At 42.7% G+C, this 24,215-nt stretch carries 22 protein-coding genes, 1 other RNA gene and 1 other annotated feature; of the genes, 19 read left to right on the top strand and 4 right to left on the bottom strand.

The features are described 5' to 3' along the window. Window positions 1–26: 26 nt before the first annotated feature. A complete protein-coding gene (gene yajC / locus H7F25_RS11145) occupies window positions 27–293 on the top strand; it encodes a preprotein translocase subunit YajC (protein WP_008360993.1) in 267 nt (88 codons plus the stop codon). A gap of 48 nt (window positions 294–341) precedes the next feature. Here the strand turns inward: yajC and H7F25_RS11140 are convergent, their stop codons facing one another. Then, window positions 342–719 (bottom strand): TIGR04086 family membrane protein, encoded by a 378-nt coding sequence (locus H7F25_RS11140; RefSeq protein WP_024423140.1) that lies wholly within the window; start codon window positions 717–719, stop codon window positions 342–344. Window positions 720–871: 152 nt separating this feature from the next. Between H7F25_RS11140 and H7F25_RS11135 the strand changes: the two genes are divergently transcribed. Then, the gene (locus H7F25_RS11135) at window positions 872–1,534 is read left to right on the top strand and encodes a DUF421 domain-containing protein (RefSeq protein ID WP_024423139.1); all 663 of its coding nucleotides are present in this window, start codon (window positions 872–874) and stop codon (window positions 1,532–1,534) included. 1 nt (window position 1,535) lies between these two features. On the opposite strand, the gene spoVB is transcribed toward H7F25_RS11135, so the two are convergent. Next, on the bottom strand, window positions 1,536–3,086 hold the full coding sequence (spoVB, locus tag H7F25_RS11130; protein WP_044331610.1) for a stage V sporulation protein B: 1,551 nt from the start codon (window positions 3,084–3,086) through the stop codon (window positions 1,536–1,538). Between the two features lie 116 nt (window positions 3,087–3,202). On the opposite strand from spoVB, the gene H7F25_RS11125 reads away from it, so the two are divergent. The 8 genes from H7F25_RS11125 (at window position 3,203) to dtd (ending at window position 12,655) form a co-directional block, all read left to right on the top strand. Then, complete coding sequence (locus H7F25_RS11125; protein ID WP_003216788.1) at window positions 3,203–3,499, top strand: post-transcriptional regulator; 297 nt, start codon at window positions 3,203–3,205, stop codon at window positions 3,497–3,499. Window positions 3,500–3,540: 41 nt separating this feature from the next. Next, window positions 3,541–5,769 (top strand): protein translocase subunit SecDF, encoded by a 2,229-nt coding sequence (gene secDF, locus H7F25_RS11120; protein ID WP_044331612.1) that lies wholly within the window; start codon window positions 3,541–3,543, stop codon window positions 5,767–5,769. A 188-nt stretch (window positions 5,770–5,957) separates the two neighbouring features. Continuing rightward, window positions 5,958–6,446: a cation:proton antiporter regulatory subunit gene (locus H7F25_RS11115; protein WP_024423136.1), complete on the top strand. Its 489-nt coding sequence runs from the start codon at window positions 5,958–5,960 to the stop codon at window positions 6,444–6,446. 101 nt (window positions 6,447–6,547) lie between these two features. Then, on the top strand, window positions 6,548–6,898 hold the full coding sequence (locus H7F25_RS11110) for a LapA family protein (protein ID WP_024423135.1): 351 nt from the start codon (window positions 6,548–6,550) through the stop codon (window positions 6,896–6,898). 81 nt (window positions 6,899–6,979) lie between these two features. After that, window positions 6,980–9,304: a single-stranded-DNA-specific exonuclease RecJ gene (gene recJ / locus H7F25_RS11105; protein WP_149126427.1), complete on the top strand. Its 2,325-nt coding sequence runs from the start codon at window positions 6,980–6,982 to the stop codon at window positions 9,302–9,304. Window positions 9,305–9,327: 23 nt separating this feature from the next. Next, the gene (locus H7F25_RS11100) at window positions 9,328–9,840 is read left to right on the top strand and encodes an adenine phosphoribosyltransferase (RefSeq protein WP_149126428.1); all 513 of its coding nucleotides are present in this window, start codon (window positions 9,328–9,330) and stop codon (window positions 9,838–9,840) included. Between the two features lie 142 nt (window positions 9,841–9,982). Continuing rightward, window positions 9,983–12,193, top strand: a complete 2,211-nt coding sequence (locus tag H7F25_RS11095; RefSeq protein WP_024427858.1) for a RelA/SpoT family protein — start codon at window positions 9,983–9,985, stop codon at window positions 12,191–12,193. Between the two features lie 18 nt (window positions 12,194–12,211). Continuing rightward, complete coding sequence (gene dtd, locus H7F25_RS11090) at window positions 12,212–12,655, top strand: D-aminoacyl-tRNA deacylase (RefSeq protein ID WP_185853726.1); 444 nt, start codon at window positions 12,212–12,214, stop codon at window positions 12,653–12,655. 96 nt (window positions 12,656–12,751) lie between these two features. Here dtd and H7F25_RS11085 read toward each other — a convergent pair whose 3' ends face one another. After that, window positions 12,752–14,308, bottom strand: coding sequence for an N-acetylmuramoyl-L-alanine amidase family protein (locus H7F25_RS11085; RefSeq protein ID WP_395960783.1), 1,557 nt, complete (start codon window positions 14,306–14,308; stop codon window positions 12,752–12,754). Window positions 14,309–14,469: 161 nt separating this feature from the next. Between H7F25_RS11085 and H7F25_RS11080 the strand changes: the two genes are divergently transcribed. The 5 genes from H7F25_RS11080 to H7F25_RS11060 all read left to right on the top strand — a co-directional run bounded on the left by H7F25_RS11080 (window position 14,470) and on the right by H7F25_RS11060 (window position 19,192). After that, window positions 14,470–14,640: a YrzK family protein gene (locus tag H7F25_RS11080; RefSeq protein ID WP_003216250.1), complete on the top strand. Its 171-nt coding sequence runs from the start codon at window positions 14,470–14,472 to the stop codon at window positions 14,638–14,640. A gap of 58 nt (window positions 14,641–14,698) precedes the next feature. Next, window positions 14,699–14,936 (top strand) — a binding site (T-box leader). A 73-nt stretch (window positions 14,937–15,009) separates the two neighbouring features. Continuing rightward, window positions 15,010–16,284, top strand: coding sequence for a histidine--tRNA ligase (hisS, locus tag H7F25_RS11075; RefSeq protein ID WP_024423129.1), 1,275 nt, complete (start codon window positions 15,010–15,012; stop codon window positions 16,282–16,284). An 18-nt stretch (window positions 16,285–16,302) separates the two neighbouring features. After that, window positions 16,303–18,081 carry an aspartate--tRNA ligase gene (gene aspS, locus H7F25_RS11070; RefSeq protein WP_024423128.1) on the top strand — a complete coding sequence of 593 codons (1,779 nt, stop codon included), beginning with the start codon at window positions 16,303–16,305 and terminating at the stop codon, window positions 18,079–18,081. 73 nt (window positions 18,082–18,154) lie between these two features. Further along, a non-coding RNA gene (ssrS, locus tag H7F25_RS11065) (6S RNA) lies at window positions 18,155–18,335 on the top strand. A gap of 92 nt (window positions 18,336–18,427) precedes the next feature. Continuing rightward, window positions 18,428–19,192 carry a tRNA threonylcarbamoyladenosine dehydratase gene (locus H7F25_RS11060; RefSeq protein WP_024423127.1) on the top strand — a complete coding sequence of 255 codons (765 nt, stop codon included), beginning with the start codon at window positions 18,428–18,430 and terminating at the stop codon, window positions 19,190–19,192. A 33-nt stretch (window positions 19,193–19,225) separates the two neighbouring features. Here H7F25_RS11060 and H7F25_RS11055 read toward each other — a convergent pair whose 3' ends face one another. After that, on the bottom strand, window positions 19,226–20,491 hold the full coding sequence (locus H7F25_RS11055) for a replication-associated recombination protein A (protein ID WP_185853724.1): 1,266 nt from the start codon (window positions 20,489–20,491) through the stop codon (window positions 19,226–19,228). A 208-nt stretch (window positions 20,492–20,699) separates the two neighbouring features. Between H7F25_RS11055 and cymR the strand changes: the two genes are divergently transcribed. The 4 genes from cymR to H7F25_RS11035 all read left to right on the top strand — a co-directional run bounded on the left by cymR (window position 20,700) and on the right by H7F25_RS11035 (window position 24,206). Next, the gene (gene cymR / locus H7F25_RS11050; protein ID WP_024423125.1) at window positions 20,700–21,119 is read left to right on the top strand and encodes a cysteine metabolism transcriptional regulator CymR; all 420 of its coding nucleotides are present in this window, start codon (window positions 20,700–20,702) and stop codon (window positions 21,117–21,119) included. 18 nt (window positions 21,120–21,137) lie between these two features. Beyond that, window positions 21,138–22,280, top strand: a complete 1,143-nt coding sequence (locus H7F25_RS11045; RefSeq protein WP_024423124.1) for a cysteine desulfurase family protein — start codon at window positions 21,138–21,140, stop codon at window positions 22,278–22,280. 94 nt (window positions 22,281–22,374) lie between these two features. Further along, window positions 22,375–23,493, top strand: a complete 1,119-nt coding sequence (gene mnmA / locus H7F25_RS11040; protein WP_024423123.1) for a tRNA 2-thiouridine(34) synthase MnmA — start codon at window positions 22,375–22,377, stop codon at window positions 23,491–23,493. Between the two features lie 59 nt (window positions 23,494–23,552). Beyond that, the gene (locus H7F25_RS11035) at window positions 23,553–24,206 is read left to right on the top strand and encodes a tetratricopeptide repeat protein (RefSeq protein ID WP_056767976.1); all 654 of its coding nucleotides are present in this window, start codon (window positions 23,553–23,555) and stop codon (window positions 24,204–24,206) included. Window positions 24,207–24,215 lie beyond the last annotated feature (9 nt).

The following is a 24,215-nucleotide window of genomic DNA, read 5'->3' as shown; positions in this document are numbered from 1 at the left end:
AATGCTTTAGAAAGGGGTGAAATAGAATGGATGGTGGTATGGGTTCAATCATTATGATTGTTGTCATGTTTGCTGTGCTTTACTTCTTGTTAATCCGTCCACAGCAAAAGCAACAGAAAGCTGTGCGTCAGATGCAGCAATCTTTATCAAAAGGCGATAAAATCGTCACAATCGGTGGTTTACACGGTGAAATCGACTCAATTGATGAATCAAAAGTGGTCATCAAAACAAGCGAAAACAACCGTTTAACTTTCGATCGTCGTGCTATTAGAGAATTAGCTGACAAAGGCTAATCCTCTGATACATAGCCATAAAAAAAGAGCGATATGACCGCTCTTTTTTTATTTGCCTCGAAGATTGACGCCAATCATTCCCCCCAGCATACAAATGCCTAAAAATGCTCCATGATAGATAAACTGCTCTGGTGAAAACGTTTTTCCAAACCCCAAATATTGAAATAAAAAGACAGTGAGAGAAAAAATGATAGATGTGACCGCACCAATCAGCCAGCCGCGCTCCTTTGCTTTCCCGCCAGAAATGATGCCTCCTAATAAAAGGGCAGCAAAGGACAAAATCATAATCATCCATTTAAACGATGATTCCTGCATACTTGTGAATGTAAGCATGAGCGACACAAGTAAACTGGTGACAACCATCACGATAAAAATGGCAATTAAGCCGGATAAAATGCCTTTTCCAATTTGTTTCGTTTCCTGCATGTAGATTCGTCTCCTCTCCAATTGAACGAAGCTTGTCTTTTACTAAAATGTATTCACAGTGAAGAAAAAATAGACATGTTTCAGACGTTTCTTTTCTACATAAATAAAGTGTTTTGACACAAGCTATGTTGGAGAAGGAGGGTTTACATCACATGCAGGACATCTTGATCATTTCCATGAGAACCATCATCTTATATTTTCTTATTTGGTTTATATTTCGCTTAATGGGCAAAAGGGAAATTGGCGAGCTGAGCATTTTAGATCTAGTCATTTTTATGATGATCGCAGAAATTGCAGTTCTCGCCATAGAAGAAGTAGAGGATAACATGTTACATACGGTATGGCCAATCCTGCTGTTAACCTTCATTCAAATCACACTTGCCTATCTCTCATTAAAATTTCAAGGTGTCCGGCGCTTTCTTGACGGAAAACCGGCCCTGCTTATCATCAATGGGAAAATAGACGAAGGTGCAATGAGAAAACAGCGATACAATTTTGATGACCTGCTCATTCAATTAAGAGAAAATAACATCGACAGCATTCAGGATGTCTCTTACGCCATTTTAGAGCCGTCTGGAAAGCTCGCCGTCGTCGAAAAAGAAAACAAGCGCAAACATGCAGCGCTTGAGCTTCCACTTGTTGCGGATGGTGTAGTGCAGCATGACCACCTAAAGCAAATCAATCAAAATGAACAGTGGCTGAAAGATGAGCTTGCTAAAAGAGGCTATCATGATATCGAACAAATCTCTTACTGCAGCTTTAATCAAAAAACATTTTATATTGATTTGAAGGATGAAGTGATCAAAAAGAGATGAGCTAAAACAGCTTCCCAATGAACGGGATGCGGCGCAGCTCTTCTCGTTTCACTAGACCTAGGCAGATTAATAGAATGACATACAGCGTGCACGTAACAAAGATGAGTGTTACAAGTTCAATAGGAGCAGAAAAGAGTTCATTTACTTGAGATTTCAGCCAAAGGCTGACAGCACCTGTACTGATAATCACAAGGACGCATAGTCCATATTCCTTTAATGGTAAATGAATAGGCAGCACCTTTCCAACAGTTGCCGCATGGAGCAGTGTGACAAGGATAATGCCGATTAATATCGCCAGTGCAGCGCCCATAATGCCAAAGCCTGGCTGTGAAGCAAGAACAAAAATCATCCCTGTTTTTACAATAGCGCCAATCAGGCTGTTGGTCATCGCCGCACCAGCTAAATTGAGTGCTTGAAGCACGGCTTGAAGGGGCCCCTGAAAATAATATAGAAGGAAAAATGGCGCCATGAATTTCACATAAATGGCCGCGTGTGATGAACCATACATAAAGAGCGTTAAATCTTCGGCGTAAACGAAAAGAATAATACATGAAATGCCTCCGCTGAGTAAACATAGGCGCATCGCCTGCTTCAGACGGTATTCGACCGTTTTACGTTTGTTCTGCTCCATTCCTTCACTGATCGCCGGAACTAATGCAGTGGAGAGTGAATACGTAATAAAACTAGGCAGTGTCAAAAGGGTCAGAGCAAGCCCAGTCAACTCCCCGTACTGTCTTGTCGCCTCTACAGCCGCATAACCAGCAATAGCAAGACTTTGCGCGACAACAATCGGTTCTAAAAACCACGAAATATTCCCGATAAAACGGCTGCCTGTTGTTGGCAGGGCAATGCTCATTAGCTGCTTAAATGTGTCCTTCCCGTCATGAATCGCCTTAAAAAATCGTTTTCGAATACGAATGGTCTTTTTATAGCGAAAGGCGATCAGTAAGTAAGCAAGGGAAATCATCTCTCCAATCACAGATGACACCATCGCACCTGCTGCCGCAAATTCAATCCCGTAAGGAAGGAAAGCCGTTGTACATACCGCCACTAGCGAAATTCTTGCGACCTGCTCCAGAACTTGAGACATCGCAAGCGGACTCATTTGCTGTCTGCCCTGGAAATAGCCTCTTAACACACTGGAAATGGCGATGACTGGTACGACAGGTGTAATGGCAAGCAGTGGATAGACCGTTCGAGGATCAGTCAGCATATTTTCTGCCATGATGGGCGCAAACCATAAAAAAAGCGGCGTGAATATCAGGCTGAGTGTTCCTGTTATCGCAAGGGACATGACCAGAATACGTTTTGTTTTCTGTTTGTCACCCCGGGCTTCTGCTTCTGCAACAAGCTTACTAATAGCGACAGGCAGTCCGAATTGCGTGAGCGTCACGGCGAGAAAAAAGGTAGGTGCAGCCATCATATAAAGCCCGACCCCTTCTTCGCCAATGAACCTCGCAATGACAATTCGATTGACAAAACCCAATATTCTCGTGATAAAACCTGCTAAAATTAAAATGATGGTCCCCTTTAAAAACGTTTGCTTCGTCAAATCACAGATCACCTGCCTTCTCAAACGACATAGAATCATATACAATAAGATATGCGTGTATATCGTCCAAGCATGACAAGTCTCTCGATAAAAAACTGAAAAGGGGGAGCTACGCAATGACACAACACCCAGCAGCTATATACAAAGACCATTTAAAGCCTTTTCTGTTCAGTAAGCTTGAAGAATTCATCGTTTTGGGCTATAAAGATGTAGATTTAGAGGAATTATGGTCATACTTAGAGAATAAGAAGTGGAAGAAAAAACAAGAGTATCCGATTCATGAAATGGTTGCAGATATTTTATCTGTGAAAATAGGCGAATTTATGAACTATGCAACCGTTCAGTCGTTTAAAACGTCTGCTTTTTTGGACAGTGAAGATGGCAAGAATATGCTTGATGAACTGTTGAAATAAGCCATCTTAATGGATTTAGGTGTTTAAGGAGGAAATACATAATGAAAAAAGGGCGCATTCTTGCGTTTTTCTTAGTGGTTCTGTTAATCGGAACTGGCGTAGGCTTACTGACAAAGCCTGTTGCGAAAGATATGACGCTAGGGCTGGATTTACAGGGTGGATTTGAAGTCCTGTATGATGTACATCCAGTGAAAAAAGAGGACAAGATCACAAATAGTGTTCTCGTTAGTACTGTGGAGGCTCTTAACCGAAGAGCGAACGTGCTTGGTGTAAGTGAGCCGAACATCTCGATTGAAGGCAACAACCGTATCCGCGTGCAGCTTGCGGGGGTAAAAGATCAAAACAGAGCTAGGGAGATTCTTTCCACTGAAGCCCAGCTATCCTTCAGAGATACGAATGATAAAGAACTCCTTAACGGGGCTGATCTAGTCGAAAACAGTGCAAAACAAACATTCAGTCAAACGAATGAGCCAATTGTGACGGTTAAACTAAAAGATGCGAAAAAATTCGGTGACGTCACAAGAAAAGTAGCAGCGATGGCACCAAATAATCAGCTTGTCATTTGGCTTGATTACCAAAAAGGAGATTCCTTCAAAAAAGAAGTCTCAAAATCAAACCACAAGTATGTATCTGCACCAAATGTGAATCAAGAGATTAACAGCAGTGACGTACAAATTGAAGGGAAATTTACTGTCCAAGAGGCAAAAGACCTTGCAAGTATTTTAAATGCTGGTGCATTGCCAGTGAAATTAACTGAAAAATATTCCACATCTGTAAGTGCACAGTTTGGTGAACAAGCACTGAATGAAACAGTGTTCGCAGGAATAGTAGGAATCGCATTTATCTTCTTATTCATGCTGTTTTATTACCGATTACCTGGTCTTATAGCTGTCATCACACTTTCAGCTTATATTTACATTACGCTGCAAGTGTTTGACTGGATGGGCGCGGTTATGACACTGCCTGGAATTGCCGCACTCATTTTAGGGGTAGGGATGGCTGTCGATGCCAACATTATTACTTATGAACGGATCAAAGAAGAACTGAAGCTCGGCAAATCTGTCCGTTCTGCTTTCAGATCAGGGAACCGCAGATCATTTGCGACCATCTTTGATGCAAACTTAACAAGTATTATTGCCGGCGGAGTGCTGTTCTTCTTCGGGACTAGCTCTGTAAAAGGATTTGCAACAATGCTCATCCTCTCGATTTTAACAAGCTTTATCACAGCTGTATTCCTATCAAGATTCCTTCTTGGACTGCTTGTAGAGAGCCGCGCGCTCGACCGCAAAAAAGGCTGGTTTGGTGTCCGCAAAAAAGACATTATGAGTATTCATGAAACTACAGAAAATACCGAACCGAAAACGCCATTTGATAAATGGGATTTCGTCAGCAAACGTAAAGGCTTTATGATTTTCTCCATAGCTGTTACTATTGCGGGAATCATCGTCCTTTCGATCTTCAAGCTCAATGCTGGTATTGACTTTGCTAGTGGAACGAGAATTGATGTTCAAAGCGATCACAAGCTGACCACTGCACAAGTAGAGCAAGACTTTAAAAAGCTTGGTCTTGAGACGGACAGTGTCGTGTTATCGGGTCAAAAAGAAAATCAGGCAGCCGCACGATTTGTCGGTGTGCCAAACAAAGAAAAGATTGCTGAAGTAAAAGATTACTTCAAAGATAAATATGGCACTGAGCCGAACGTAAGTACAGTGTCTCCGACTGTCGGAAAAGAGCTTGCCCGTAATGCATTATATGCCGTTATTATTGCTTCAATTGGGATCATTATATATGTATCCATCCGCTTTGAATATAAAATGGCGATTGCGGCGATTGCCTCATTGCTGTACGATGCATTCTTTATTGTCGCCTTCTTTAGTATTACGCGCTTAGAGGTGGATGTCACCTTCATTGCCGCGATCCTCACAGTCATTGGGTACTCGATCAACGACACGATCGTTACCTTCGACAGGGTTCGTGAACAAATGAAGAAACGTAAACCGAAAACCATTGAAGATCTATCGTACATTGTGAACTTAAGCTTACAGCAAACCTTTACGCGATCTGTCAACACTGTGCTGACTGTAGTTGTCGTTGTTGTCGCACTGCTTATCTTCGGATCAGCGTCGATTACAAACTTCTCCATCGCCTTACTTGTCGGCTTATTAACAGGGGTATACTCATCCCTTTACATCGCGGCACAAATTTGGCTGATGTGGAAAGGCCGTGAGCTGAAAAAACCAGCTAAGATAGATACAGATCAAGATATTTAATCTAGAAAGACTGCCTTTTTCGGCAGTCTTTTTCTATCGTTTTTTCCCGAAAAGTAGACGCTTTGAAAAAACATTTTGGGTTTCATTGATCTTGAAATGGTCTTTTGCTATAATGACTTACGTTTAGACCAGTATAGAAAGCAAATGTCTGTTTAGGGCATTTGGCTTTATTCATTGGAGGGGCTGTTATGAAGGTTCGGGAAACTGAACTGCCAGGTATCGGTCATAAAGCCGAAATGATCACAAGAAATAATGAGAAGCTTGCCATCATTACACATGATGACGGCAGAAGAGAAATGTATCATTTTCAGGAGGACGACCACGAAGAAACGATTTCTGGCATCCTGCTAAACGATGAAGAAGCAAGACAAATCGCGGCTATTTTAGGCGGCATGGTCTATAAGCCGAAAGCGCTTGAAACCGTAGAGGTAGCCATTGATGAACTGGTGATTGAATGGTTTAAAATTGAAAAGAATGCACCAGCTGTTCAGAAAAGCATCGGTGACCTCAATGTTCGCCAAAACTATCAAGTAACAGTCATCGCCATTGTGAGAAAATCACATGAGAAGATTTTAAATCCAGGACCAGATACCATCATCGAAGAAGGGGATACCCTTGTCATTTCTGGAGAAAGAAAAGAATTAAAGAATCTGATTAAAGAAAAACTCAGCAGCTGATGATGCCCATGCTGATAGGTTTTCTTCCACTGCTTTCTTTCGGTGTTTAAAAAAGGCAGTGAAAAGGGAAGATTAAAAGAAAAAGCTTGGGGGATTTGTAGATGAACAAACAACAATGGACCATCATACTCGCATTTATTTTCGTATTAATTGTCTCAGTATTTGCCGTGATTAATGTACGGCCTGTCGAGGTACACTACTTATTTGGAACGGCTGAATGGCCGCTGATCCTTGTCATTATCGGTTCTGTTTTAATGGGCGGACTGATTGTGGCATTTGCAGGGATCTTCCAAATTGTGAAACTGAAACGTGAACTAAAAGCATTAAAAGCTGAGCGTGCAGCCGCTGCACCTGCTGCTTCGACGAAAAAGGCAGACAAAGATCTTCAAAAAAAATCTCATGTCACGCCTTTAAAAGAACAGCCAGCATCATTTGACCGGAAGGAAAAATAATCTTCCAGCACAATTTCATAAAATAAAAATTGAAACCCCTCAGGCCACTCTAGTATAATAGTGTGGTTGAGGGGTGAATTTATGTTATTATCCAAAATGCGCTGGGAATATGAACATCCAAGCGAAGAAAAAGTGAAATCACTCTCTGAAAATCTGAATATTTCAGCGCTGACTGCATCGCTTCTCGTAAAAAGAGGACTTGAAGAAGTAGAAGAGGCGAGGTCTTTTTTATTTGATCAAAAAGCCGAATTTCATGATCCATTCCTATTAAAAGGAATGAAAGAAGCAGTAGAGCGCATCAACAAAGCGATCGAAGAGCAGGAATCGATTGTGATCTTCGGAGACTATGATGCAGATGGTGTGACAAGTACGTCTGTACTTTTACATACATTAAAAGAGCGGTCTGCGATAGTAGACTTTTATATTCCAGATCGATTTAAAGAAGGCTATGGACCTAATGAACAGGCTTTTCGATATATCAAGGAGCAAGGAGCATCGCTTGTCATCACGGTCGATACAGGCATTGCTGCTGTCAATGAAGCACGTATTGCAAAAGAAATAGGGTTAGACCTGATCATTACAGATCACCATGAACCAAGTGAGGAGCTGCCTGAGGCACTTGCCATTGTCCATCCTAAGCAGCCTGGCTGTGAGTATCCCTTTAAAGAACTTGCTGGTGTAGGTGTCGCGTTTAAAGTGGCGCATGCACTTCTTGGGAAGCTGCCAGTTCAGCTGTTAGATCTTGCAGCCATCGGGACAATCGCGGATCTCGTACCGCTTCACGATGAGAATAGATGGCTCGCCAAAAAAGGTCTTGTGCAGCTTCGGCAGTCGAATAGACCGGGGCTGAAAGCGTTATTGAAAGAAGCGGGAGCCACTTTAGAAGAAGCGAACGAGGAAACGGTCGGCTTTCAAATTGCGCCAAGGCTGAATGCTGTTGGGCGAATTGAACAGGCAGATCCAGCCGTTCATCTTCTGATGACTGAGGATAAGGATGAAGCAGAAGAGCTCGCTCGTTTTGTCCAGGAACTGAATAAAGAACGACAAAAGATTGTCAGTACGATCACAGAAGAAGCCATTCAAATGGTGGAAGAGGCAGGTGATGACCAGTCTGCGATCGTTGTAGCGAAAGCTGGCTGGAATCCGGGCGTTGTCGGAATTGTTGCCTCTAAATTGACGGATACTTTTTCTCGTCCGGCGATTGTGCTTGGAATAGATGAAGAGACGCAAATGGCAAAAGGATCAGCCCGGAGTATTCCTGGCTTCGATCTATTTTTCCATCTAAGCAAATGCCGCGACATCCTGCCGCATTTCGGCGGGCATCCGATGGCAGCAGGGATGACACTTCGAGCGGATGATGTATCTTTACTAAGGGAAAGATTAAATCAATATGCAAATGAAACATTGACGGAAGAAGATTTTATTCCAATTCAGCGCGTCGATGCCGTGTGCAAGGTAGACGAATTGACGGTTCAAGCGATTGAAGAAGCGGGGATGCTGTCACCATTTGGTATGTCAAACCCAAAACCGTTCATTATGATTGAAGATGCGAAGCTTGAAGATATCCGAACGATTGGGGCAAATCACAACCATATTAAAATGTCTCTGAAAGACGAAGACACACTGCTTGACTGTGTTGGCTTTCACCAAGGGAAATTAAAAGAGGAAATTGTTCCAGGAAGCCGCATTTCTGTGATTGGAGAAATGTCGGTTAATGAATGGAATAACCGGAAGAAGCCCCAGCTGATGTTAAAAGATGCACGAGTTGATGAATGGCAGCTGTTTGATCTGCGCGGGAAAAAGGATTGGGAGAAGAAAGTTTCGACACTTGATTCAGAAAAATCACTGGTTGTCTGTTTTGATGAAGCAACAAAACAGGACGTCGATCTCCCTATTCATCATGTTCATGCAGAAAATGTATCATCGTTTAATGTACAAGGAAAGTATGTGGTCTTTGCGGATGTTCCCGCAGATGAGCAATTGCTGAAGCAGCTTTTAGAAAATCAAAAGCCTGCGAGAATTTATACGGTTTTTCAAAGAAAAGAAGATCATTTTATGTCCTCTTTCCCAAGCCGTGACCAATTCAAATGGTTTTATGGGTTCTTGTTTAAACGGGGAAGTTTTCCTATCAAAGAACAAGGAATGGAGCTTGCCAAACATAGAGGCTGGACAAAAGATACAATCATTTTTATGACAAAGGTGTTTTTTGAACTCGGTTTTGTTAAAATAGAGAATGGTGTGCTGTCAATAGTACTTGATGCCCCTAAAAAAGATTTAACGGCGTCAGCGTCCTATACAGCAAAACAACGATTGATGGAACTCGATCAAACACTAACATATTCCTCAGCTAAAGAGCTGAAGGAATGGCTGAATAGCATGATGAGCGAAGTCTCACCTGTGCTTTGACGTACGAGGAGGAAAAGGAAAAGATGGATTTAAAACAATATGTGACAGTTGTACCTGACTACCCAAAGGAAGGTGTACAATTTAAAGATATTACAACGTTAATGGATAAAGGCGAAGTGTACCGTTATGCAACGGATCAAATCGTTGAATACGCGAAGAAAAGAGACATTGATCTCATTGTTGGACCTGAAGCGCGTGGATTCATTATTGGCTGCCCTGTAGCATACGCACTTGGTGTAGGTTTTGCACCGGTTCGTAAAGAAGGAAAGCTTCCTCGTGAAGTCATTAAAGTCGATTACGGCTTGGAATATGGTAAAGATGTATTAACGATTCATAAAGATGCGATTCGTCCTGGTCAGCGTGTCCTGATTACTGATGACTTACTGGCAACTGGTGGAACAATTGAAGCGTCCATCAAGCTTGTAGAGGAATTAGGCGGCGTTGTGGCAGGGATTGCATTTTTGATTGAGCTGACGTATCTGGACGGCAGAAAGAAGCTTGACGGCTACGACATCATGACGTTAATGCAATACTAATGGAGTTTTTCGTAAAAAGCACTCAGTAAGAAGGGTGCTTTTTTCCTATCAAAAATCTTTTAGCGGACTTCTTCTCTTTACATCTATCGAATTTTTCTTGATAATAAACTACAATACAGTTTTCATTTAAAAAGGTGATTCCATGGCGAACGAACAAGTTTTAACGGCGCAGCAGGTCATTGACAAGGCAAGAGAATACCTGTCCGCTGAACATATTCAATTTATAGAGCGAGCATATGAATATGCTGAAAATGCACACAAGGAGCAATACCGGAAATCTGGTGAGCCCTATATTATCCATCCAATTCAAGTGGCGGGTATTCTTGTTGACCTTGAAATGGACCCATCAACCATTGCAGGCGGTTTCCTGCACGATGTAGTTGAGGATACAGATGTGACATTACAGGATTTAAAAGAGCATTTTAACGAAGAAGTAGCAATGCTTGTTGATGGTGTCACAAAGCTCGGGAAGATTAAATATAAATCACAAGAAGAACAGCAGGCCGAAAACCATCGAAAAATGTTTGTTGCAATGGCGCAGGATATCCGCGTGATCTTGATTAAGCTGGCAGACCGCCTTCATAATATGAGAACGCTCAAACACCTTCCGCAGGAAAAGCAGCGGAGAATTTCAAATGAAACACTTGAAATCTTTGCACCGCTTGCGCACAGATTAGGGATTTCAAAGATTAAGTGGGAGCTTGAAGATACAGCGCTCCGCTATTTAAATCCGCAGCAATATTACCGGATTGTGAATCTGATGAAGCGCAAACGAGCGGAACGTGAGGAATACTTGGACGAGGTTGTCAATGAAGTGAAAGACCGCGTGTCTGAGGTGAACATCAAGGCTGAATTTTCCGGCAGACCAAAACATATTTATAGTATTTATCGCAAAATGGTCTTGCAAAATAAGCAGTTTAATGAAATTTATGATCTGCTTGCCGTTCGTATTTTGGTTGACAGCATTAAAGACTGTTATGCTGTGCTCGGGATTATCCATACGTGCTGGAAGCCGATGCCAGGCAGGTTTAAGGATTATATTGCGATGCCAAAGCCGAACATGTACCAGTCTCTTCATACAACGGTGATTGGGCCAAAAGGCGATCCGCTTGAAGTTCAGATCCGTACAGTGGAAATGCATGAAATTGCAGAATACGGGATTGCGGCACACTGGGCATACAAAGAAGGCAAAGAGTCAGCAGAATCAACGGAAGAAGCGGTCTTCCAGAAGAAGCTCTCTTGGTTTAGAGAAATTCTTGAGTTCCAAAATGAGTCCACAGATGCAGAAGAATTTATGGAGTCGTTAAAGATTGATCTTTTCTCTGATATGGTGTTTGTGTTTACACCAAAAGGAGACGTCATTGAACTGCCGTCGGGCTCAGTTCCGATTGATTTCTCTTACCGGATTCACTCGGAAATTGGGAATAAAACGATCGGTGCCAAGGTCAATGGCAAAATGGTCACACTCGATCACAAACTAAAAACAGGTGACATTATTGAAATTCTGACATCAAAGCACAGCTACGGGCCAAGTCAGGATTGGGTCAAGCTTGCCCAAACCTCCCAAGCGAAGCACAAGATCAGACAGTTTTTCAAAAAACAGCGCCGTGAAGAAAATGTCGAAAAAGGCCGAGAGCTCGTGGAAAAAGAAATCAAAAACCTTGAGTTTGATGTGAAAGACATTCTGACCGCTGAAAACCTGCAAAAAGTGGCTGACAAATTTAATTTTTCAAACGAAGAGGACATGTATGCAGCTGTTGGATATAACGGCATTACTGCATTGCAGGTCGCCAATCGTTTAACGGAAAAAGAAAGAAAACAAAGAGACCAAGAAGAGCAAGAGAAAACCGTTCAAGAAGTGACGGTGGAACCAAAGACGTATCACGGGAAAAAACGGGAAGCTGGCGTAAGGGTCAAAGGGATTGATAACCTGCTTGTCCGATTATCTAAGTGCTGTAATCCTGTTCCTGGTGATAGCATTGTCGGTTTTATTACGAAGGGCCGAGGTGTATCTGTTCACCGCGAGGACTGTCCGAACGTAAAGACAGGAGAAGCACAGGAGCGGTTAATTCCGGTCGAGTGGGAGCATGAGCAGCCTGCTCAAAACCGTAAAGAATACAATGTGGAAATTGAAATATTAGGATATGATAGACGCGGCTTACTCAATGAGGTGCTTCAAGCAGTTAACGAAACCAAAACGAACATCTCCTCTGTTTCTGGGAAGTCTGATCGTAACAAAGTGGCGACGATCCATATGGCGATCTTTATCCAAAATATTAACCATTTGCACAAAGTGGTCGAACGCATTAAGCAAATCAAAGACATTTACTCTGTTCGCCGATTCATGAATTAGAAAGGAAGTATATCGTCTATGAGGCTTGTTGTGCAGCGTGTGACAAATGCATCTGTGAAAGTAGAAGAAGAGATCACAGGTGCCATAAGCGAAGGTTATATGGTGCTTATTGGTGTCACACACGAAGATACAGAAGAAGATGTGCTTTACTTAGCTGAAAAGCTTGCACATTTACGTATTTTTGAAGATGAAAACGGGAAAATGAATCGTTCATTATTGGACATAAAAGGAAGCGTTCTGTCTGTATCTCAATTTACCCTTTATGGTGATACGAGAAAGGGCAGACGGCCGAATTTTATGAAAGCTGCCAAGCCGGATGCAGCCAATTCGCTTTACGAATGTTTCAATAAAACCCTTAGAGAAAAAGGCATCCATGTCGAAACTGGCCGTTTTGGTGCGATGATGGACGTGTCATTGACCAATTCAGGACCGGTCACGATCTTGATGGACAGCAAAGAATAGATTCTCTTTAGACTGTAGATGAACTCATGCGGGAGTTTGTTTAGAGTCTTTTTCTTTTGCGGTCAAACAAAAAAGAGGCGCAGAGGCCTCTTTTTTTTAACGGAAATATTGTTTTAATCCTTCAGTCATTCCTTCTGTGACTCGTTCTTGGTAAGAGGCGCTATAAATGATCGCTTCCTCCTGTGGATTGCTTAAGTACCCGAGTTCATATAAAAGGGAAGGGCGTTTGTTTTCTCTTAAAACAAAGTAATCTCCGAATTTGACACCCTTATCAGGGATTTGAGAGCGTTTTGCGACTTCGGAATGAACGCTTGACGCTAACTGCTCATCTTTTGCTGCATGATAATAATACGCAGTACTTCCTCTAACACTTTGGTCCATAAAACTATCATAATGAAGACTAATAAATGCATCTGCATTTCGATAATGAGAGGTTGCCACCCTTGATTGAAGGCTGATAAAGGTATCATCACTTCTTGTTAAATATACATTTGCACCAGAAGCCCTTAATTTGCCTGCCAGTAAATTAGCGGTTTTGATGGTGATGTTCTTTTCAAATGCACCGTCTGCGCCAATCGTGCCGCTGTCTTTTCCGCCATGACCAGGATCAAGAACAATCGTTTTTCCTTTTAAAGAACCAGTTCCAGACGATGAATCCTGCTGAGGTCTTGGCGCTTCGCTGCTATTTTTCTTCGTTTGAACGACCCAGCTCGCCACGTAGCCAGTTCCGCCGTTTGATAGTGTCACCTCGTACCAGTCACCTTGCGTCCGAACAATTTGATAGGCAGCTCCTTTTGTTGCTCTTTCTGCAATCCCAGCAGAGGTAGAAGCGCTTTTTCGAATGTTGGTGCCGTCATAGACAATGTATGCTTTTTGCTCAGAAGCCGAAGAGGATGAACTCTTTTCAGGTGCAGAGCCTGCTCCTTTGCCTGTGACAATGTAATAGCTTGCAACCCAGCCTTTTACGCCTTTCCCCTCAATTTCATACCAGCCGTTCTGCTCTCGCAAAATGGTGATCTGTGTGTTGCGGGCAAGTGAAGCGATGACTTGTGCATTTGGTGCGGCCGATTGTCGTACATTCAAGCTCGATACGCCAACTGTGCCTGTCTCGTTAGAGCGAGAGGACCCGCCGGAACTTGATTGAGAAGTTTTCTGCCCCCCTGAAACATAATCAGAGTGAACCCAGCCTTCTGCTTGTTTATACGAAATTTTCGTCCATTCGCCGCTTGTCTCGAGCTTTTTAGCGGCAGCGCCTTGCGGGAAAGTACCAATCACTTGATAGGAAGTCCCAGGGCCTGTCCGGATGCGAAGATCGGAAGCTGTCGATGTAATTGTACTGCCTCCAGCCGTGCTTTGACCTTGCGCCTTTGGCTTCGCGGATTTTTGAGCGCCGGATGATGTGGTAATCAGCCATGAGACGACCCAGCCTTTTTGTCCGTTTGATAATTGGATCTGCACCCATTCTCCTTGTTCAGTGAGAATAGGATAACTTTCGCCGCGTTTCACAACAGCTGCAATTCCATAGCTTAAACCAGGGCCCGTTCTCACATTGATTTCATCTGTTGCGACAACAGCTTGATCTGTTTGTGCTGTAGCATGTGTCATAGGCAAAGAACTCGCGATGAGAACAAAACAAGTAAGCAGCATCATCATTTGATTGTGTTTTTTCAGATTCAAAACGGTGTTTTCCCCTCCCTTGTAAAACCGATGAATGTTAATTCGTTATGTAGTGGATGAATTCCTTGCAGTTTCCCTAATAAAAATGAATCAATCTGTTTATACTAAATAAAAATGTGATAAAAGGATGTACAAACATGAGATTAAGCAGAAAATTAGGACGAGTGCAATATAATGGACATCGTGATATCGACCGCTGGCAGCACGACGAAATGGATCAGCCAGGCTTCCTTGAAGAGACCGCATCTGAATACGGATGTACGTCAAAAGAAGAGCTGGAAAAGAAAAAGAGGCACGGCAAGGGTTGACAGAGTGGCAGCACCGACCTTATTATAATATAAATCAACACACTTGAAAATTTAAAATGTGGAACTGATGATAGAGAATAGTAGGGTAAATTGCGTGAGCAGAGAGGACTCGCCTTAGGCTGAAAGCGAATCCGCATGGCATTTATCACGAAAGAACACTCTGTAGGTTTCCTGCTGAACGCTCTAAAAATGAGTCAATAGGCGGAGAACGTGAATCTGCGTTAAGGATTTGAGCGGGAACATGCTGATCATGTTCCAACTAGGGTGGCACCACGGGTATAACTCTCGTCCCTACTATACACATAGTAGAGGCGGGGGTTTTTTATATGTCCACATAAAAAATGAATGATGGTCGTAGGAGGACGAAAAATGAGTTTTAATATTCCAAGAGGCACACAGGATATTTTACCTGGAGAGTCAGAACGCTGGCAGTATGTTGAACAAATTGCGAGAGATACATGTGCAGCCTTTCAATACAAAGAAATCCGCACACCGATTTTTGAGCATACTGAGCTGTTTGCACGGGGAGTAGGCGAATCAACTGATATCGTTCAAAAAGAAATGTACACATTTGAAGACAAAAAAGGACGCAGCATCACACTTCGTCCAGAGGGAACAGCTTCAACTGTACGCTCTTATGTTGAAAATAAATTGTTCGCACAGCCGGCTCAGCCAACAAAGCTTTATTACATCGGACCAATGTTCCGCTATGAACGTCCGCAAACCGGAAGATATCGTCAATTTTATCAATTTGGAATCGAAGCGATTGGTTCCAAGGATCCTGCTATTGATGCAGAGGTCATTTCGCTTGCGATGAGTGTGTATGAGAAAGCAGGTCTTTCTAACTTAAAGCTCGTCATTAACAGCCTTGGTGACAAGGAGAGCCGTGCAGACTACCGCACAGCACTGGTCAAGCACTTTGAGCCAAGAATTGAGGAATTCTGTCACGACTGTCAAACGCGTTTACATCAAAATCCGCTGCGTATTCTTGATTGTAAAAAGGATCGTGATCATGAACTGATGACAACCGCTCCATCCATTCAAGATTACTTAAATGAAGAATCACGGACGTATTTTGAAAAGGTCAAACAATACTTATCAGATATAGGCATTGAGTATGTCGTCGATCCAAATTTAGTGCGCGGTCTTGATTACTACAATCACACAGCATTTGAGATCATGAGTAATGCAGAAGGCTTTGGTGCGATTACAACATTAGCCGGCGGCGGCCGTTATGATGGACTCGTTGAAGGAATTGGCGGTCCTGAATCCCCAGGGATCGGATTTGCGATGAGTATTGAGCGTTTCTTATCTGCGATCGATGCTGAAGGAATTGAGCTTCCTCTCCAGGATGGTATTGATCTATACATTGCTGCTCTCGGAGATGAAGCGAAGGATTATTCTGTTTCATTATTAAACCGTCTGAGAAAAGAAGGTATCTCAAGTGAAATGGACTATACAGGGAAGAAACTAAAAGGACAATTTAAAGCGGCTGATCGATTAAAAGCCAAATTTATTGCAGTTCTTGGTGAAGATGAGCTAGCGCAGCAAATTGTGAATGTGAAAGATACGACAACGGGTGAACAAATTGAAGTGAAGCTTGATGAGCTGATTCAAATGTTGAAGGCCCACCAGAAAGCGTAAAGAAGGAGTGGAATGTTTGTGTTTGGTAGAACTTTTTATTGTGGAGAAGTAACAGAAGACCAAATTGGTCAGTCAGTTGTATTAAAAGGATGGGTTCAAAAAAGGCGTGACCTAGGCGGATTAATCTTTATTGATTTGCGCGACCGTACAGGGATTGTACAAGTTGTCTTCAATCCAGACTTATCAAAAGAGGCGCTTGAGACAGCAGAATCAATTCGTAATGAATATGTCCTTGATATTAAAGGAACGGTTGTCGCAAGAGAAGAAGCAACGATCAATCCAAATTTAAAAACGGGCAAAATTGAAATTCAAGTCGAAACGGTCACCGTTTTAAATGAAGCGAAGACTCCTCCATTTGTGATTTCAGATCAAGCAGACGAGGTATCAGAAGATGTTCGTTTAAAATATCGTTACCTGGATCTTCGCCGCCCTGCAATGTTTGAAACAATGAAAATGCGACATGAAGTCACAAAAGCATTCCGCCATTTCTTAGACGACAACGGCTTTCTAGACATTGAAACACCAATTTTAACAAAAAGTACGCCAGAAGGTGCGCGTGACTATCTTGTTCCAAGCCGTGTACACGAGGGAGAATTTTATGCACTGCCTCAGTCTCCGCAATTATTTAAACAATTGCTGATGGTTTCTGGGATGGACCGTTATTATCAAATTGCCCGCTGCTTTAGAGATGAAGACTTGCGTGCTGACCGTCAGCCGGAATTTACACAAGTCGATATTGAAATGTCCTTCATGAGTCAAGAGGACATCATGACGCTTGCTGAAGAGATGATGGCGAAGGTGATGAAAGATGTCAAAGGCGTAGACCTTACATTGCCATTACCTCGTATGACATATGATGAAGCGATGAATTCCTATGGATCTGATAAGCCGGATACACGTTTTGAGATGAAGCTAGTGAACATTTCAGACACAGTAAAAGACTCCGATTTCAAAGTGTTTAGCGGAGCTGTGAAAAATGGTGGAGCTGTGAAAGCCATCAATGTAAAAGGGGCTGCAGCGAACTACTCAAGAAAAGACATTGATGCACTTGGTGCATTTGCAGCGAACTACGGTGCAAAAGGTCTAGCTTGGCTAAAAGCAGAAGGAACTGAATTAAAAGGTCCGATCGCTAAATTCTTTGATGAAGCAAAGCAAGCTGAATTAAAGGAACAGCTGCAAGTTGAAGAAGGCGACCTTTTACTCTTTGTTGCAGATAAGACGTCTGTTGTCCATGATGCGCTTGGTGCACTTCGCTTAAAACTTGGTAAAGAGCTTGAACTGATTGATGAGTCTGTATTTAATTTCTTATGGGTTGTCGATTGGCCGCTGCTTGAAAAGGATGAAGAAGAAGGCCGCTTCTATGCTGCCCATCATCCATTCACAATGCCGGTTCGCGATGATCTTGAATTAATTGAAACAAGCCCAGAAGACATGAAGGCCCAGGCTTACGATCTTGTGCTGAATGGCTACGAGCTTGGCGGAGGTTCTATTCGTATTTTCGAAAAGGACATTCAAGAAAAGATGTTTGGCTTACTTGGTTTTTCAAAAGAAGAGGCTTACGAACAATTTGGCTTCCTGCTGGATGCGTTTGAGCATGGTGTTCCTCCGCATGGCGGAATCGCGCTTGGGCTTGACCGTTTAGTGATGCTGCTTGCAGGCCGCTCTAACTTAAGAGATACGATTGCATTCCCTAAAACGGCAAGTGCGAGCTGCGTTCTTACAGATGCCCCTGGCCATGTAAGCGAGGCGCAGCTTGATGAGCTGAGTTTAGCGATTAAAACAAAAGTAAAACAGTAAAATAGGCGCATGTTTATAGGTATGTAAACGCTTGAAAAAGAAATATGCCTATGATATGCTTTCATCAATAAATAAAGTCCTGATACGTACGGTGGTTACCTAGTTTTGACCGAACATTTTTTTATACGGGAGCTTGCCTTTCCTTTCTGCATAAATGCCTCTTTAGAGGACTTATAAAGTCAGGAAGAAAGCACCCACCTGCATGGTGCGGGGTTCAAAACGAAGGAAATGCTGGCGGCGTCATCGGGACTTTTTTGTGTTTTTTTCTTTTAGAGAAGGATGACGGAGAAGTCTGAATATGATATGATTCTTTCGATTCATTTTAAATAAAGGTGGAGTGAGGCACTTGTTACATCAGTTTTCAAGAAACGAGCTTGCCATTGGCAAGGAAGGCTTAAATATACTAAAAAACAGTACAGTTGCAGTGCTTGGTGTGGGCGGCGTTGGTTCATTCGCAGTAGAGGCACTCGCGCGTTCAGGCGTTGGCCGTATTGTTCTTGTTGATAAAGATGATATTGATATTACAAATGTAAACCGTCAGCTTCCAGCATTGCTATCAACAGTTGGCCAGCCAAAGGTTGACTTAATGCAGGCGAGAATCGCTGATATTAATCCAGAATGTGAAGTTGTTGCACTGAAGATGTTTTATACAGAGGAAACATACGAGCAATTTTTTGAGTATCCGCTTGATTATGTCATTGATGCCTCAGATACCATTCACTATAAAATTCATTTAATGAAAGAGTGTCTGAAACGAGGTGTGAACATCATTTCAAGTATGGGAGCTGCGAACAAAACAGATCCGACACGCTTCAAAATTGATGATATTTCAAAAACACATACCGATCCTATTGCAAAAGTTGTGAGAACACGTTTGCGTAAGGAAGGGATTCGTAAAGGAATTGAAGTCATTTTCTCTGATGAAAGTCCAATTGTCATTCGCGAAGATGTCAGAAAAGAAGTTGGAAATGATGAAGCGAAGATTCGCAAGGCGCAAATGCCGCCATCATCTAATGCGTTCGTTCCGTCTGTTGCCGGACTGATCATGGGTGGTCATGTCATTATGAAGCTTTTAAAAGATATTCCAATTACACGTGTGAAGGATAAATAAACAGCCCGCCTGCTGACATGCAGGGGGCTTTTTTTATTTCTGGCGTTTTAAATTTTCATAGACCTGTTTCAATGCACCTTCAAATTTCCCGGTTTGTTTCGGTACATAGTATTGCTTGTTTTTTAGCGGATCAGGTAAATATTGCTGCTTCACCCAGCCGTTTTCGTAATCATGTGGGTATAAGTAATCGATGCCTCTTCCGAGTGCTGTGGCGCCTTTGTAGTGAGCATCCTTTAAATGAACTGGAACTTCTCCAATTTTCCCTGTACGAATGTCACCAAGTGCCGCATCAATCGCCTTATATGCCGAATTAGACTTAGGAGAAAGACACAGCTCAATCACTGCGTTCGCCAGCGGAATCCGTGCTTCTGGGAAACCGATTCTTTCTGCTGTTTGCACTGCGCTTAACACGCGGGGGCCTGCCTGCGGACTGGCTAAGCCAATGTCCTCGTAAGCCATCACGAGTAATCTCCTTGTAATGCTTTCAAGGTCTCCTGCTTCGATCAGTCTGGCAAGGTAATGCAGCGCCGCATCTGTATCAGATCCTCTAATGGATTTTTGAAAAGCCGAGAGGACATCATAATGAGCATCACCATTCTTGTCATGTGAGAAGCTCTTTTTTTGTAAGCATTCTTCTGCTGCGGCAAGAGTAATTGTGATATGCCCTGTCTTATCAGCTTTTGTCGATAAGACAGCGAGCTCGATTGCATTTAAAGCAGAACGCACGTCTCCTCCGCATCCATTGGCAAAATGATTCATCGCTTCATCGTCCACTGTCACCTCATAGCCGCCAAGCCCGCGATGCTCATCCTGTAAGGCTCTTGTTAACGCAGCTTTGATTTGCTCTGTTTCAAGCGGCTTCAGCTCGAATATTTGTGTCCGGCTTCGAATGGCAGGATTGATCGCATGATAGGGATTAGCCGTTGTTGCCCCAATTAAAATGATCATGCCATTTTCTAAATAAGGAAGAAGAAAATCCTGCTTTCCTTTATCAAGCCGGTGGACTTCGTCTAAAATAAGGATCACCTGGCCGCTCATTTTCGCTTCAGCGGCAACAGCTTCCATATCCTTTTTGTTATGAATGACCGCATTCAGCGTTCGAAAAGCAATGCTTGTACTGCCAGCAATCGCGGTTGCAATCGATGTTTTGCCGATGCCCGGCGGTCCATATAAAATCATCGAGGATAAATGTTTTGCCTCGACCATTCGCCTAATAATTTGACCTTCTCCAACAAGATGCTCCTGCCCAATAATGTCTTCAATATGACTTGGGCGCATCCGGTACGCTAAAGGTTTCATAATTATCTCTCCTATAGCAATGTCTTGTTTGTATAGAGTACCGAAATTTCTTCAAATAGAAAAGGGATTCGTCCTTCTATCATGCTCAGAACCCGTAAATGAAAGTTGGCTGAAAGTATGATATAATTGCTTTTGGTCTATATATCAGCGTATATGAAATCAGAAAAATAATTGATGACATAGAATAGAAAACGCAGAGGTGTTTAACTTGAAAATATCAACTAAAGGCAGATATGGTCTGACGATCATGATCGAATTAGCCAAAAAACATGGCGAAGGCCCTACATCATTAAAATCAATCGCTCAAAACAATGATTTGTCTGAGCATTATTTAGAGCAGCTTGTATCACCACTCCGCAATGCCCGTCTTGTAAAAAGTATCCGCGGAGCGTATGGCGGCTATGTTCTTGCACATGAGCCAAACGAGATCACAGCAGGTGATATTATTCGTGTATTAGAAGGACCCATTAGTCCTGTTGAAGTCATCGAAAACGAAGAACCAGCAAAGCGTGAACTATGGATTCGTATTCGTGATGCAGTAAAAGACGTACTAGACAATACAACTCTTGAAGACTTGGCAAGCTACACAGATGACGGGGATCAAGACTCGTATATGTTCTATATTTAGATCAGAGGTGTACCGGAAATGGAACGAATCTATTTAGATCATGCGGCCACAACGCCGATGGATCAGCGTATTGTGGACAAGATGATGCCGTACTTTACAGAGATATTTGGCAATCCCTCTAGTATTCATTCATATGGGCGCGAGGCAAGAAAGTGGCTCGATGAAGCAAGAGAAGTCATTGCAGGAGAATTACACTGTAAACCGCAGGAGATCATCCTCACAAGCGGTGGAACCGAGGCGGACAACCTGGCAATTACAGGTGTTGCCATGGCAAGACAGCATGAAGGAAAACATATCATCACAGTGAAAACAGAGCATCATGCGGTGCTGCATACATGTGAACGCCTAGAAAAACTAGGATTTGAAGTGACATATTTAGATGTGGACGAAACAGGATTGATTCATCTTGATCAATTAAAACAAGCATTGAGAGATGATACGGTTCTTGTGACCGTCATGTACGGCAATAATGAAACAGGTGTGATTCAGCCAATCAAAGCCATTGGCGAACTTCTGCGTGATCACACGGCTCATTTTCATACAGACGCAGTGCAGGCGTTTGGCACAGTGCCTATTGATGCAGCAGATCTCCATATTGATCTTTTATCTGCTTCTGGCCATAAGCTGAATGGTCCGATGGGAACAGGTTTTTTATATGTAAACGAAGGCGTGAAGCTTTCTCCGCAAATATTCGGAGGCGAACAAGAAAGAAAGCGCCGTGCTGGCACTGAAAATGTGGCAGGAATTGTTGGGCTTGCAGAAGCTGTTCAATTAACGAAGCAAAATAGAAGAGAAAAAGCGATGCATTATGGTAAGCTCAAAGAAACCATGCTGCAAGTATTCGAAGAGGAATCTCTCAATTTCTCTATCAATGGACATCCGAAAGAGACATTGCCGCACATTTTAAATGTTCATTTCCCGGGCGTCTCCATTGAATCGCTGCTTGTGAATTTAGATATGGAAGGAATTGCTGTTTCAAGCGGATCGGCATGTACGGCTGGATCTGTCCTTCCTTCGCACGTGTTAAGTGCCATGTATGGCGAAGAAGCAAAAGAGCTGACGTCCTCAGTCAGAATAAGCTTCGGTCTTGGGAATGAAGAGGATCATGTGAAGCAGGCGGCACGTAAGATAGCGGCTGTTGTCAAACGCCTAGCCAAATAAATGCTTCCTTTTGTTCGTGTGTGAAAAATGAAACAGCGAAGCACCTGAAGAACGAAACGCGCATGTTGTTTCATTGAAATTGGAGTTGATGAAGATGACAAAAAGACCAGAAGATACAAGAGTTGTGGTCGGTATGTCCGGAGGAGTCGATTCATCAGTTGCCGCTCTTATGTTAAAGGAGCAAGGCTATGATGTCATCGGCATATTTATGAAAAACTGGGATGACACTGATGAAAATGGTGTTTGCACAGCAACGGAAGACTATGAGGATGTCATCCGCGTATGTAACCAAATTGGAATCCCTTATTATGCAGTGAATTTCGAGAAGCAATATTGGGACAAAGTGTTTCAATATTTTCTTGATGAATATAAAGCGGGCAGAACGCCAAACCCAGATGTCATGTGTAACAAAGAAATTAAGTTCAAGGCATTCCTTGAGCATGCACTTTCACTTGGTGCGGATTACTTGGCAACAGGACACTATGCCCGTGTTGACAGAACAGGCGATGAAGTCAAAATGCTGCGAGGTCTTGATGCAAACAAAGACCAAACGTATTTCTTAAATCAGCTGACTCAGGAACAACTTGATAAAGTCATGTTCCCAATCGGTGATTTAGAGAAAAAAAGGGTTCGTGAATTAGCTAAAGAAGCAGAGCTCGCAACAGCAGCGAAAAAAGATTCAACAGGTATCTGCTTTATCGGAGAAAGAAACTTTAAAACGTTCCTTAGTCAATATTTGCCTGCACAGCCTGGTGTGATGCAGACAATGGACGGAGAAGTAAAAGGGGAGCACGATGGACTGATGTATTACACGATCGGTCAGCGCCAAGGACTTGGCATTGGCGGCAGCGGTGATCCTTGGTTTGTCGTTGGAAAAGACTTGGAGAAAAACATCTTGTTTGTTGAACAAGGCTTCCACAATCCACTTTTATACTCTGAAAGCATTTCAGCCGTTAATATCAGCTGGACTCGTCCTCATATTGTCGGAGAAAACGGTGAATTAACCTGCACAGCAAAATTCAGATACCGTCAAGAAGATCACCATGTGAAGGTCAAAATGACAGGTGAGCAAGAAGCGATGGTTATCTTTGATGAACCTGTTCGTGCTGTTACCCCGGGACAAGCGGTTGTTTTTTATGATGGCGACGAATGTCTTGGCGGCGGTACAATTGACGATGTCTTCAAAGATGGTCAAAAGCTGTCGTATGTGTAGCATGTTTCAAAACCTCAACGTCGCTGTTGAGGTTTTTTAATGAAAGGATGAGAGAGCGAATGAATCATAACGAAATCGGCATAGAAGCCTTGAATCAAGGGAATATCGAAAAAGCAGCTGAAGCTTTTACAAAAGCGATCGAAAAAAGCCCGAAGGACCCGGTTCCATATATTAACTTTGCGAACTTACTTTCAAGTATCAATGAATTTGAACGTGCTTTAAACTTTTTTCAAAAAGCTATTGAACTTGATCATACCGCAGCTGCAGCCTATTACGGGGCAGGAAATGTGTATACATTAAAAGAAGACTTTATGAAAGCGAAAGACTACTTTGAACAAGCACTAAAAGCGGGCATGGAAAATAGTGATTTGTTTTATATGCTCGGGCAGACGCTCATCAAATTAGAGCAGCCAAAGCTTGCGATGCCGTATCTTCAGCGTGCCGTTGAACTAAACGAAGAGGATAATGAAGCAAGGTTTCAATTTGGCATGTGTTTAGCCAATGAACACATGCTGGAGGAAGCGGTGACAACTTTTACTGAAGTCATTACGCGTGATCCGCAGCATGCAGATGCCTTTTATAATTTAGGGGTTGCGTATGCGTACTTAGAGAAAAAAGACGAAGCACTTGAGATGCTTGGTAAAGCCATTGACGTGCAGCCTGACCATATGCTGGCACTACATGCGCAAAAGCTGATTCAAGAGGCAGAATAGATGGAAGGA

The sequence above is a fragment of the Bacillus sp. PAMC28571 genome (genome assembly GCF_014250435.1).
Taxonomy (GTDB): Bacteria; Bacillota; Bacilli; order Bacillales; family Bacillaceae; genus Bacillus; species Bacillus safensis.
This window is presented reverse-complemented; position numbering and strand designations above follow the sequence as displayed.